10 protein-coding genes are annotated in these 14,140 nt (G+C 37.8%); all 10 read left to right on the forward strand.

All coding sequences use genetic code 11. From position 1 onward, the window contains the following. The first annotated feature begins 4 nt into the window (after positions 1-4). On the forward strand, positions 5-1,819 hold the full coding sequence (locus GQ45_RS09900) for a DUF885 family protein (protein ID WP_047417407.1): 1,815 nt from the start codon (positions 5-7) through the stop codon (positions 1,817-1,819). 35 nt (positions 1,820-1,854) lie between these two features. Then, on the forward strand, positions 1,855-3,252 hold the full coding sequence (locus GQ45_RS09905) for a short-chain fatty acid transporter (RefSeq protein WP_047417409.1): 1,398 nt from the start codon (positions 1,855-1,857) through the stop codon (positions 3,250-3,252). Between the two features lie 41 nt (positions 3,253-3,293). Continuing rightward, on the forward strand, positions 3,294-5,144 hold the full coding sequence (locus GQ45_RS09910; protein WP_047417412.1) for a DUF885 family protein: 1,851 nt from the start codon (positions 3,294-3,296) through the stop codon (positions 5,142-5,144). An 80-nt stretch (positions 5,145-5,224) separates the two neighbouring features. Then, the gene (locus GQ45_RS09915) at positions 5,225-6,721 is read left to right on the forward strand and encodes a M28 family peptidase (RefSeq protein WP_047417416.1); all 1,497 of its coding nucleotides are present in this window, start codon (positions 5,225-5,227) and stop codon (positions 6,719-6,721) included. A 304-nt stretch (positions 6,722-7,025) separates the two neighbouring features. Then, a complete protein-coding gene (locus GQ45_RS09920) occupies positions 7,026-7,361 on the forward strand; it encodes a hypothetical protein (protein WP_047417419.1) in 336 nt (111 codons plus the stop codon). A gap of 39 nt (positions 7,362-7,400) precedes the next feature. Continuing rightward, entirely contained in the window at positions 7,401-10,685 is a 3,285-nt protein-coding gene (locus GQ45_RS09925; protein ID WP_047417422.1) for a S41 family peptidase, read from the forward strand. A gap of 45 nt (positions 10,686-10,730) precedes the next feature. Further along, positions 10,731-11,270 (forward strand): RidA family protein, encoded by a 540-nt coding sequence (locus tag GQ45_RS09930; RefSeq protein WP_231555181.1) that lies wholly within the window; start codon positions 10,731-10,733, stop codon positions 11,268-11,270. A 50-nt stretch (positions 11,271-11,320) separates the two neighbouring features. Next, entirely contained in the window at positions 11,321-12,874 is a 1,554-nt protein-coding gene (locus GQ45_RS09935; protein WP_047420261.1) for a M20/M25/M40 family metallo-hydrolase, read from the forward strand. Between the two features lie 48 nt (positions 12,875-12,922). Beyond that, a complete protein-coding gene (locus tag GQ45_RS09940) occupies positions 12,923-13,330 on the forward strand; it encodes a nuclear transport factor 2 family protein (protein ID WP_047417425.1) in 408 nt (135 codons plus the stop codon). Between the two features lie 167 nt (positions 13,331-13,497). Further along, on the forward strand, positions 13,498-14,013 hold the full coding sequence (locus GQ45_RS09945; RefSeq protein WP_047417427.1) for a hypothetical protein: 516 nt from the start codon (positions 13,498-13,500) through the stop codon (positions 14,011-14,013). Positions 14,014-14,140: the final 127 nt, after the last annotated feature.

Consider the following 14,140-nt stretch of genomic DNA (forward strand, 5'->3'; position numbering starts at 1 on the left):
ATTCATGAAGAACATTTTATTTTTTCTTATCCTAAGCCTCTGTCTTCTTTGCAGTGAACATGGACATGCGCAAAACGCAAAACCACTTAATGGAACCATCACTGAAAAACTCAGCTACATTAAAGAAAGTAATAATTTCAGTAGCGAAAGTGTACGTTTAAAGGCACTTTTTGAAGTCTATACCAAAAGTCAATTAGAAGATTCGCCTGTAATGGCTACTTTTTTTGGTAAACCTGGAAACAACCATTTATGGGATGATGTTTCACCAGAAGGCACAAAAAAAAACTTGGCGAACTTGAAGATTTTTAACGAATCTAAAGACTGGTTTAACCCCAACGATTTAACAGAGGAAGATAAGATTAACTTCAACATCTTCAATCGTTCTGTTGGTGACCAATATGCGTTGAATAGCCAGTTTCCGCAACAGTATTTAATTATAGACCAAATTTCTGGGATTCATACCTTGATACCCGCAGTTATTCAAATGATGCCTACCAATTCGCCAAAGGCCGTGGAAGATATTATAGCAAGGCTAGAGGGTATATCCAAACTTTTACTAAGACTTGAAATAACACTATCAGAAGGAATTGAAAAGGGAATCGTAATGCCAAGAAATGCAGTATTGCTTGTCCCCAATCAATTAAAAGATATGATTGCTGAATCAGCAACGGAAAGTATTTTTTATACACCTTTTGTAGCACTGGAAGGCAATGAAGTACTTAAAGGGAAGGCTCAAAGTATTATTGCTAAAAGCGTTCATCCCGCTTTAGAACGATTTAAAGTTTTTATGTCAAATACTTATTTGCCTAATACAAGAGAAAGTTATGGGCTAAGTGATTTGCCCAACGGAATGGCTTGGTACAATGCGCAAATAAAGTATCATACCACCACAAACTTATCCGCTCAAGAAATCCACAACCTAGGCCTAAAAGAAGTAGCGAGAATAAAACTTGAAATGGAAAAAGTAAAATCTGAACTGAATTTCAATGGAGACCTAGCTGCTTTTAACAAGTTCCTAAAAGAAGACCCACAGTTCTATTTCGACACACCCGAAGCATTGCTTTCGGCCTATCGTGACATTTGTAAAAAAATAGACCCCGTTTTACCCCAACTTTTTGGAAAATTGCCAAGGCTCCCATATGGTGTAAAAAGAATTCCTGCCTATGCTGAACAAGCGACCACTACCGCCTATTACAACCCAGGTTCCTTACAAGCAGGATTGGCAGGTTATTTCTTTGCCAATACCTACAAGCTAAATACAAGACCAAAATGGGAAATGGAAGCCTTGACTATTCATGAGGCGGTACCTGGGCACCACTTACAAATTGCACTAGCTCAAGAACTAGAGAACGTTCCTGAATTCAGGACTATGCTGTTTTTCACATCATTTATTGAGGGCTGGGGACTGTATTCCGAAAGCCTAGGTCCAGAACTTGGAATGTACCAAGATGCCTATTCTCAGTACGGACAATTAACGTATGAAATGTGGCGTGCCATCCGTTTAGTGGTAGATACAGGTATCCATGCTTTTGGATGGACAAGACAAGAAGCCATTGACTATTTTATAACCAATTCCGGAAAAAATGAAAACGATATTACGGTTGAAATTGACAGGTATATTGCCGATCCCGGACAAGCCTTAGCCTACAAAATAGGCGAGTTAAAAATCAAGGAACTTAGAAAAAAATCTGAAGATACCCTTAAAGATCAGTTTGATATTAGGGCATTTCATGATGTTGTACTCGGAAGTGGTACAATACCACTGAACGTGTTGGAAGACAATGTGAATACGTGGTTAAGCGAACAAAAAACCAATTAAGGAATAAAACACTAACCCATTAAAACCAACCAACCATGTTAACTAAATTCGGAGAAAAATCTACCAAAGTATTTGAGAAATATATGCCTAATGCTTTTGTATTTGCCATGCTCCTTACCATCATTACGGGCGTCATCACGTTTACTTGGCTCGGTGTCCAACCCATAGAAATTATCAAAGGTTGGTACGATGGATTTTGGTCCTTGTTAGAATTTGGGATGCAAATTATATTAATAGTCATCACAGGTTTTGCTATTGCATTGTCTCCTACCGTAAATAATGGCATAGGTAAATTGACCAATTACATCAAGACACCTCAACAGGTTTACATTATGGTCGTATTGATCGGTGCTTTGCTGTCACTTATTAGTTTTGGATGGATTGTCATTACCTGTGTTTTGGCAAGGGAATTGGCGGTTCGTACCAAGGGCGTTAATTATCCATTTTTAATAGCCTGTGTTTATTTTAGCAGTGGAAGCTGGGTAACCGGCTTGTCAAGTTCTATTCCCCTGTTGTTAGGTACGGAAGAAAATTACCTCATAGAAGCTGGTATTTTATCCACCATTATTCCAACCGCTTTTACTTTAGGGTCAGGAATAAATCTTGCGATGATGGCACTTTATGTCTTCTTTGCACCACTACTCATTTTTTTTTTAATTCCTAAAACCAAGAACATTAAACAATTGGATGACATGCTTGAAGATAAAACGCTTAAAAAGGAGCTTTCTATAAAAGAGGAAGCCTTGAGTCTCAACTTATCCTACCCGTCTGTTTCCGATAGCTTAAATAATGGTGTTCTCCTTCAAATTTTTATTGTACTCATGGGGCTGGTTTATATTATATATCATTTTTACACCTACGGTTTTCAGTTGAATTTTAATATTATGATTTTCATTTTTTTAATGGTAGGCTTGGCATTGCACAAAACACCGATGCGCTATGTCATTGCCATGAAACGCTCAAGTAGTAATGTTTCTGGCATTCTGTATCAGTATCCCTTTTATGCCGGAATTATGGGTATTATGCTCTACACAGGTTTAGGTGAAAAACTGGCCGAAGTTATGGCCTCTGTCGCGACTATGGAGACCTATCCCTTCTTTGCTTATGTTACTGGTGGTCTCATCAACTTTGCCATACCGTCGGCAGGTGGTGAATTTGCTGTGGTAGGCCCAAGTATCATCAATGCCGTAAAAGATATTGGGGCAGGTTTACCAGCCAACGAAGTATCGGCCATGATATCGAGAGCGTCATTAGCTATTGCCTATGGGGAAAGTCTTTCTAATATATTACAACCTTTTTATTTATTGCTTGTGTTCCCAATTATGGGTAAAGGCATTAAAATTCAAGCGAGAGATGTGATGGGCTATTTAGTCCTTCCCTTTATTATTTTCTTCATCCTCCAGTCTGTTTTAGTGACATGGATGCCTTTATAATTTAAACGAAGCAGAAATAAAACCTAATAAACCAAAAAACCATGAGCAAAAAAAAACGTAACTGGAAATTTTACACCTCAAGAACATTACTCATCCTTTTTATTCTTGGAGGGCTTTGGCTTACCAATCTAATCTGGTTTAAGCCCTTCAATATCAAACACTTTTATGATAAGGTATTTGTTGAATTAGCCTTAGACAGCCCAGAAATATCAACCCAATTAGGTATTCCTGTGATTTACGACATGTATAAGGATGATTTGGATGACATTTCGCCTGCCAAGCAATTGGAGTCTTTCCATAAAATGAAAGCTGATTATGAAACCCTATTGAGTTATAATTTTGAAAACCAGTCGCCCGAAAATCAATTGAATACTAAGATTCTTGGTTTTTTTCTCAAAAGTAGTATTGATGGAGAACCATATATAAATTATGGCTATCCAGTCAACCAAATGTTTGGTGTACAGAGTAGCCTACCTAGTTTAATGGAAAGTGCCCATAAATTAGACGATGAAAGTGATATTGAAGCTTATATTTCTCGTCTTTCAAAATTTGACACCAAGTTTAATCAACTTATTGAAACACTCAATTTAAGCGAATCAAAAGGTATTGTTCCACCAAAATTTATCATCAAAATGGTATTAGATGAAATGGAGGGATTTGTTGGGTCAACTTCAGATAAAGAAATAGCTGCGGTACAATCAAACATCCTCTATGTAAATTTTGAAACCAAGGTAGATAAACTCACAGACCTTTCAGAAGAACAGAAAGCAGACTTCAAAAAGCAGGTCGAAAGCGAAATAGAAACTACCGTATTTCCAGCCTACAAAAAGTTGATTGCCTATTTTGAAAACCTAAACAAAAAAGCCACGAATGATGCTGGGGTTTGGAAATTCCCAAATGGCGATGCCTACTACCGGTACCAATTAAAACAAAATACCACACTAGATCTTGACCCGGAAGACGTGCATCAATTAGGTTTATCTGAAGTGGCACGCATTAAAAGTGAAATGAATGTCATTCTCTCGTCGGAAGATTATGCAGATTCTACAAAAACCCTTGGGGAAATTATTCAAAAATTAAATACTGAAGATCGTTTTCTATACCCAAATACAGACGAAGGACGACAACTAATTCTCGATGACTACGCACGCATAATTGAAGACATAAGTGCTAATCTAGACGATGCGTTTAATGTAAGACCAAAGGCCAGTATGGAGGTAAAACGTGTGCCAGAATTTAAAGAAGAAGGATCAGCCGGTGCCTATTATGAAAGACCAGCGATGGATGGATCACGTGGAGGTGTTTTTTTTGCTAACTTAAGAAACACGAATGAAACCGTAAAATTTGGTATGAAAACCTTAGCGTACCACGAAGGGATTCCTGGACATCACTTTCAGATCGCGATTCAAAGTGAATTACAGGACTTGCCTATGTTTAGAACTGTTATTCCTTTTACATCGTATTCGGAAGGTTGGGCACTCTATACAGAACAACTCGCTTGGGAATTAGGATTTTATGAGAACGACCCTTTTGGAAATCTGGGTAGGCTACAAGCCGAGATGTTTAGAGCGGTACGATTGGTAGTTGATACAGGTATTCATTATAAAAAATGGACACGGGAAGAAGCTATAGACTATATGATAACCAATACAGGGATGACCACGGGAGAAGTAACTTCAGAAATTGAGCGTTACATCGTGATGCCAGGACAAGCATGTGCTTACAAAATAGGTATGCTAAAAATATTGGAACTACGAGAAATGGCCAAAACAGCATTAGGAGCGCGTTTTGATTTACTTGATTTTCACGATGTGGTTTTAAAAAATGGTGCTGTGCCTTTGGTAGTTTTAGAGGAGATTGTACAAAACTATATTGCTATCACTATGAAATGAAAATAAGGCGAGTCTATTTTTAAATATTTAGAGCTACCATACCGCATAACCTTTTAAATTAAACTAAAAATCCGATAAAAATGAAACTAAAAACAACCAGCTTAATACTTCTAGCTCTTGCGCTAAGTATAACGAGTAACGCACAAACAGAACAAGAAAAAGTTATCGAGACGACCAGTAAAGCAAGCATTGAAGGGCACATCTATTTCTTGGCAGACGACTTGCTCAAGGGTAGAGAAACAGGCACAGCCGAAAATAAAATAGCCGCGTCTTATCTGGCAAATACCTTACGCAGCTATGGTGTAAAACCCAACCCAAAAACAGGAACCTACTATCAAGATGTGCCACTGAAACGGGTTTCACCTCCCTCCGAAGTTATCATAGAAATTAATGGTCAACAAATTAAAGACTACGCTTTAGTGGATCCATATGCCTTAACTTCAAATACTGATGCGGTGTATTTGAACTACGGCCTTGAAAATGATTATTCTGGAAAAAATGTAAAAGGAAAAGTCATCATAGTAAAGTCGGGAAGTACGGAGACCAAAGATGCGAGAGCTGCCTATGGCTTACTTGGTAAAAAACAGGAATTAGCCAAAGCAAACGGTGTCGCTGCTATTATAGAGCTTTTAGATACGGATGGTACTATGTGGGAATTTATTCACCATAATTTCAATGGCTCAAAATTAATGCTATCTGATCATGAAAATCAAGAAGCCAAAATAAGTGAAAATAAACAAATACCTCATCTTTGGGTTTTAGATACAAACCATAAAATGGCTACCGAGCTCAGCGCTTTAAAAAGTATTCCGGCTAAAGTTACCATTGGTGATAAGGAAGAAGAACTAGTGCTATCTCAAAATGTAATAGGCGTTCTAGAAGGCACAGATCCGAAATTAAAAGATGACTATATTATTTATTCAGGACACTATGATCATGTAGGTATGGGCACACCAGATGAGACAGGAGATACCATTTACAATGGCGCAAGAGATAACGCCGTAGGCACCACTACAGTCTTGAGTATGGCTGAAAATTTAGCAAAATATCCCACCAAACGATCGGCTTTATTTATTCTGTTTACAGGAGAAGAAAAAGGGCTTTTAGGTAGTGAGTTTTATGTGGAAAACCCTGTACTACCTTTAAAGCAAATAGTGTATTGTTTTAATAGTGACAATGCTGGCTATAACGATACGTCATTGGTCACGATAATTGGTTTACCGAGAACGACAGTAGCGCAACATATCAAAGATGCTGCTAGCACTTTTGACTTGACAGCTACTGATGATCCAGCGCCAGAGCAGGGTTTGTTTGACCGCAGTGATAATGTACACTTTGCCAAAAAAGGAATTCCCGCTCCAACCTTCTCATTAGGGTTTAGCGCATTTAATGGCGATGTTACAAAATACTACCACCAACCCGGAGATGAAGCCGATACTTTAGATTACGATTATTTATTAAAGTTTTTTAGAGCCTATATTTTATCTGGACGCCATATTGCCAACGATCTAAAAACACCGACTTGGACGGCTGGTGATAAATATGAAGCTGCTGGAAAGGCCCTTTATGGAAACTGATTTTTTATGACTCATTTTCATGAACCAACAACTAAAAACGACCCAAAAAATTAAAAAGAACTACAAAGCATAAAATTTCTTTAACGAGAACTTAATTGATACTGATTTTAACATCAACTAAAATTAAAAATTATGAAACGAGCTACTTGAACACATAATGAACCAGCAAAAAATGCAAACGCTGGGCCTACGTCGCAATACGATGATCCTGAAACCTATTTCTCTGGATTGATACAGTTTATAAAAGATGTCATTACTGGGGAGTTTAAATTAACGATTACAAATTAATAATAAATATATACCTATGAAAAACGAATTAACTAACTGGTCCAAAGCAGAACTCAAAATATACATATTACTCCTTTGTGCAAAAATAGACCAAGAAGAATCAGAGGCTGAAATAACCTTAATTAAATCTAAAACGGATGAGAATACTTTTAATACCATTTACAACGAGTTTTGTTGTGACGAAGAAGATGGTTGTTTTGAAAAAATTGAAAAAGCTATCCATCACCATCATTACTCCACAATGGAGCTTGGCCAGTTAAAAAAAGAAATTCTTGAAGTATTCCATTCCGATAAAAAATTTTCGATGAAAGAACGCTATTTGGAAAAAGTGTTTGATAACATCATATATTGAAAAAATAAGTGAACCTTAAACCCTTAAAACACCATACTAATGAAAAAATTAATCACACTTTTATTGGCATTCGTCTGCGTTAGTTCTTACGGACAAATTAACGCAAAACTGATGCGCTATGTTGATGTTTCTGAAACGCAAATCTGTTTTGTTTATGGGGGCGATATTTGGCTTGTGGCTAAGGAGGGAGGGGTGGCTACCCAACTCACCAATTCTCCAGGTGAGGAATCTTATCCTAAATTTTCACCAAACGGCCAAGAAATAGCGTTCACCGCAAGCTATAGGGGGAACCCAGATGTATATGTTATGAACACCCAAGGTGGCGTGCCAAAACGGATTACCTATGACTCCCAGTTCGACCGTATGGTAGAATGGCACCCTTCCGGTGCTAAAATTTTATTTGCATCACGCCGTGAAACAGGTATTCCTTCAGGTCGTATCAATCAACTATTTTTAATTTCAAAAAACGGGGGTATGCCCGAAAAACTGCCAATTCCTTATGGCGAAATCGCTACGTTTTCAGCCGACGGAAAACAATTGGCATACATTACCAAAATCACCGAAACATATCCGTTTAAAAGATATCGTGGTGGCTTAACATCTGATGTTATCTTATTTGATTTAGAAAATAACACCGCAAAAAATATTACCAATACTACGGCGAACGATGGTAAGCCAGCATGGGCTGGCGATAAGATTTACTTTTTATCAGATCGAGCAGATGATATGCGTTTGAATATTTGGAGTTATAACACCAAATCAGAAGCCCTGAATCAGGTAACCCAATTCAAAGAATTTGACATTACCTACTTATCAGCGGGTTCGTCTGACCTAGTATTTGAAGTTGGTGGTACACTACATCTTATGGATTTGGCCACCGAACAATCCAAAGAAATCAAAGTTTCTGTGGTTAGTGATCTTAGCTTAGAAATGCCCAAACGTGCGGATGTGAGCAAAAATATTACCAATATGACCGCATCGCCAGGAGCAAAACGCATCGTTTTTGAAGCGCGTGGCGAATTGTTTAATGTACCGGTAAAAGAAGGTTTTGCTGATAATATGACCGCCAGTTCTGGCGCTTTTGATCACAATCCTGCTTGGTCGCCAAATGGTGATCATGTTGCTTATTGGAGTGATGCCTCCGGTGAGTATGAAATTTATATCCAGACCATGCGAGAAGCAAAAGCTCCAAAGAAAATAAGCTCTCGAAACAAAGGTTATGGCTACAAATTGCACTGGTCGCCAGACAGCAACAAACTAGCCTTTATCGATGAAAAAAATGACATTAGTATCGTCGATATCGCTTCGGGTAAGATAGCCATTGCCGATAATTACAGATGGAATTATGGTCATGGAGGACGCTATAATTATCCGATTAACTGGTCGCACGATTCTAAGTATATCACCTATTCCATTGGTATGGACAATTCTAACGAAGCTATTTTCATTTACGACCTCAACAGCAAACAATCAAATCAAGTTACAAGTGGTTTTTACAGCGATAGTGATCCCGTTTTTAGTACTGATGGCAAGTACCTGTTTTTTCTTACCAAAAGAAACTTTGATGCCGCTTATAGTGCTTTAGACGAAACGTGGATTTATCCAAACGCCACCCAATTGGCTGCCATTAGTTTAAGTGATGCCTCGCCCTATCTTCTGCAAGCAAAAAATGATGCCTTAGAAGCCGAAAAGAAAGAAGAGACCTCCAAAAACGAGGATAAGGATAAAAGTAAAAAAGACAGCGCTGAAGAAAAAGCTATAAAACCGATTTCCATTGATTGGAACGGCCTTGAAAAAAGATTAGTGATATTGCCTATTAAACCGGGAAATTTAGAGCAACTTATGGCATTCGATAACAAAGTAGTCTATATGCGATATCCAAATACAGGAGCTGCGGGTGGCGATCCAACACTTATGTTGTATGATTTAAAAGAACGCGATGAAAAGTCAATACTGGCTAAGGTAAATGGCGTGGTACCAGTTGCAGATGGCACATCATTATTAGTTCAGAGTGGACCTCAATTTGGAATTATTAAACCTGAGGCCGATCAAAAAATTAAAGACGCTATACCTACAGATGCTTTAGTTATAGAACTCACTCCAAAAGAAGAATGGCGTCAAATTTTTAATGATACTTGGCGGAGATACCGTGACTTCTTTTATGATGAAAACATGCAGCAGGTAGATTGGGAGGAAATGCGTAAACGATACGGTGCCTTACTAGAAGATACAAGATCACGCTGGGATGTGTCTTTTTTACAATCCAACATGTTAGCCGAATTAAGTGCAGGACATACTTATACTCGAGGTGGTGATAACCAAGATGTTGAAAACATAAGTACAGGCTATTTGGGTATTGATTGGGATTTAGATGCTAAAGGCTATAAAATTAAAAGAATTGTAAAACCGGCCGCTTGGGATGCAGAAAATCGTTCCCCTTTTGATCGCCCTGGCGTTGACGTTTCTGAAGGAGACTATATTCATGCTGTCAACGGAATGGCACTAGCCTTGGATAAAGAACCTTTCGCAAGCTTTGAAGGTCTTAACGGCAAAACGGTCGCTTTAAAAATAAGTAAAACGGGTAAATTAGCGGATGCTAAAGACATTGTAGTTACGTGCTTAACCGCCAGCGAGGAGGGTAATATTCGCTATTTAGATTGGATTGAAACGAATCGTTTACGTGTAGAAAAATTATCAAATGGTAAACTAGGCTATGTGTATATGACAGACACTTCTCCCAGAGGTCAGCTAGACTTAGTGAAAATGTACTATGGCCAATTAGATAAAGAAGGCTTTATCATTGATGAACGCTTTAATGGTGGTGGGCAATTAGCGGATAGGTTTTTAGAGTTGATGACCAGACCCTCTATTTATAATTTATACTGGAGACATGGAAAAGCCCATACCCATCCTACAAAAACCAACACCGGACCTATGGGTATGCTCATCAACGGATGGGCAGGTTCAGGAGGAGACGGACTTCCTTGGGCATTTAGAGAATTAAATGCTGGACCCATTGTAGGAGAACGCACTATAGGAATATTAGTAGGCCCTGCCACAGGACATCAGCTTATTGATGGTGGAGGTATCACAGTTCCTGGAGCTAGGCTCTTTTACAACTCTGGTAAGTGGTTTGATGAAGGGGTTGGGGTGCAACCTGATTTTGCTGTTTGGGACGATCCAAATATGTTAATGAACGGTCGAGACCCTCAAATGGAAAAGGTAGTAGTTGAAGTGATGAAATTGGTAAAAACCAAACCGAAGATGGCCACGCCAACTCCAGCAATGGAAGATAGAACAGCTAAAGGATTAAAGAAAAATTAAATTACTTCGCTAACCAAAGAAATAAATCATCAAAAACGCATTACTATGAATGCTAAAAGTAGCATACCCAAAATAAATTATTTCGTAGGCTTAGGTTTTTTACTTATGCTAGTACTTAGCATATCAAGTTGCAAGAAAGCCTCAGAACAACAAACTACTTCTGAAAAAAGAGCAACAATGAACCCTTCAGAAAATGAAACACCAGAATACTTCATGCTACGGCCAGAAATAGAAAAGGCCTATGGCTACTCACACGCCGTAAAAATTGGCAATGTTATTAAAGTCTCTGGTGCGGTAAGTATGGATGATGAAGGCAACCCAACAGCAATTGGGGATTTGGAACAACAAATGAAAAACTGCTATGCAGATCTAGAAAAAGTATTACAGCATTACGGTTGCACGTTTGATGACGTCGTCGTAGAAAATGTATTTACTACAGATATGGCAAAATTTTTAGAATTTGCTGGTTACAGAACAGAAATCTACAAAAACCATTTCCCAACAGGTTCTTGGCTAGGTGTTACCGAATTAGCATTACCAGAATTAATGATTGAAATTGAATTGGAAGTGCATAAAAAGAACTAATTACTATTTTATTGAATTAAAAACTAAACTGAATCCTAAAAATGAATAACATGAAAATAATACCTAAAATTTTAAGTAGTGTACTACTTTTTATAGGGTTCGTTGTAACCAGCCAAACCCTACCGCAAGCTATTGCCAAAATCAACACCGAAGGCTTTCAAAAGTCGCAGGTCATGAATTTGATTACCGACTTATCTGATGTGTATGGGCCTAGGTTAACAGGAACCCATCAATATTTTACTGCTGCCGAATGGGCAAAGAAAACCATGGAAAATTGGGGCATGGACAAAGCGTATTATGAAAATTATTGTGATGATTGTATGGGTTGGGAAGTAACATCTTTCAATGTAGAAATGACCACACCTGCCTATATGAAAATACAAGCCTATCCGTATGCCTGGACTGAAAGCTCGAATGGGGTGCAAATTGGTGATTTAATTTGGATTGAAAATTATGCCGATTTAGAAAAGGTAAAACAACAATGGAGCGGAAAATTAAAAGGAAAGAGTATTCTGATAGGATCTGCACCAGAACAAAATATGTTGTTTACCGCCCTTTCAAACCGATTTACAGAAGCACAAATTAAGGAAGCTGAAAAATCAATTGAACCTGTACCAAATAATCCTTTAGGACCAACTGCTGGAGATATGAATTTAATTGAGGATTTAGAGGTGATTTTCGATAGTTTTATGAGAAAAGACGATGCCTTTTTCACTTTCTTAAAAGCAGAAGGCGCTTTAAGTATTCTAGGAACAACACCCTTTTTTCCTGGTGTAATTCATCCTAGTGGAACTTACAATTTTAGAGAAAAACATGTAAAGCCTTTGCCCTATTTTGCCATAGCACCAGAAAGTTTTGGAAAATTAAAACGCTTGAAGGAAAGAGGTATTACACCGAAAATTAAATTCCATTTAGACTCTGAATTGTATTTAACACCAAAAAATAATGTTAATATTCTAGCAGAAATAACAGGTTCAGACCCAAAATTAAAAGACGAAGTGGTGATGATCGGTGCCCATTTTGATTCTTGGCATTCGGCATCTGGTGCAACAGATAATGGTGCAGGTTCAGCCGTGATGATGGAAGTGATGCGCATTATAAAAGCTTCTGGATTAAAACCAAAACGAACCATTAGAATGGCACTTTGGGGTGGCGAAGAGCAAGGCTATTTGGGCTCCATGGCTTATGCAGAAAATCATTACGGAAAAGTAAAGGAAACGACTCGAAAAAAAGAAGTGGAGAAAATTTCGGCCTATATCAATATGGATAATGGCGCTGGACAAATGCGAGGCATTTATTTACAGGGAAATGAAGGGGTTAAATCTATTTTTGAAGATATGTTGGCTCCTTATGCGCATTTAGATGTAAACAACCTCACCATTCAAAACACAAATTTTACAGATCATGATGTTTTTGATTATTATAAAATCCCTGGATTTCAAATCATTCAAGATCCCTTAAATTATAGTACTGTTACCCATCATACCAATTTAGATGCTTTAGAATATGTCCCAGAACGAGACATGATGATAAATGCAACAGTTATAGCTGCATTGGTGTATCAAATTGCACAGTTAGATGCTCGATTGCCGAGAGAAGAATAGGCTTTCATAAATTACTATTATAAAACTAAACAACTAAAATCAATACTTATGAGCACAAATCAAAACATCCAAATCATCGACAATTTATATAAAGCCTTTGCAACAGGCGATATCCCAGCAGTTTTAGGCAGTATGAATCCTAAAATTGAATGGAATGAAGCAGAAAGCAATAAACTTGCTGACGGCAATCCATACATAGGTCCAGAGGCTATATTGAATGGTGTTTTTGCCCGTTTGGGAGCAGACCATGACTACTTTAACCTAGCCGATATTGAACTTCACGATATGAGTAACAATAAGGTATTGGCAACCTTAAGATATGATGCTAAAAATAAAGAAACGGGAAAAGCTTACAATGCCCAGGCCGCACATTTCTGGACTTTGGAAGATGGCAAAATTGTGAAATTTCAGCAGTTTGTGGATACTAAGAAGTTGGCAGAAGCTGAGAAAAAATAGTATCAATTCTTGGGGGGGGGTAAAAGAGGTAAAAACCTTCTGGGTGTATCATAAGACGCTACCCAAGATATGATTAACCGTCAAAAAAAACTCAATACTGAAATTATAATTTAGTAGCACCTATGGAACTAGAATTGAACAAAAAATACCGATAAACCAATTAAATTATGAAAACAAAACCAGTACTGTTTAGTTTAATAATACTGCTCTTAAGTGCAACACTTCACAGTCAAAGCCTTGACGAAAACTATGCAGAAGATGTAAAAACAATATCTAAAATTATCGATGCCTATTATGCTGTTATTTCAGGTGCGAGTGATGCCCCCTGGCAATTTGAAAGAGATCGCTATTTACACACAGACACGGCGATTATAACCCGGCTAGACGACAACGGAAATGCAGATATACATACTTTAGAAGCTGAATACATCCCTTTATTATTGCTACCTAAAGTAGATTTTTACGAAAAAGAGATTAAAAGAAACGTAAGCCAGTTTGGTCATATGGCACAAGTATGGAGTGCTTATGAAGTCAGGACCGACCCAGAAATCGCTTCAAAGGTAAGAGGGTTAAACAGTATTCAACTTCATTTTGAAAACGGGAGATGGTTTATTGACAGTTGGACAACCCAAATGGAAACAGAAACAAATGCAATCGTTACAAGGTTTTTAAAAGCAGATTAAACCAATAACGAGATTTTTATTGATAAAATTCTTCCGTTATCGAAACCCAATTTTGCAAAGCAAAATCAAAGGTCAAGCAGACCTTTGGTGAAGATCGCCGCTTGCGGAGGAACTAAATGAAAAATAA

The sequence above is a fragment of the Cellulophaga sp. Hel_I_12 genome, from assembly GCF_000799565.1.
Classification (GTDB): domain Bacteria; phylum Bacteroidota; class Bacteroidia; order Flavobacteriales; family Flavobacteriaceae; genus Cellulophaga.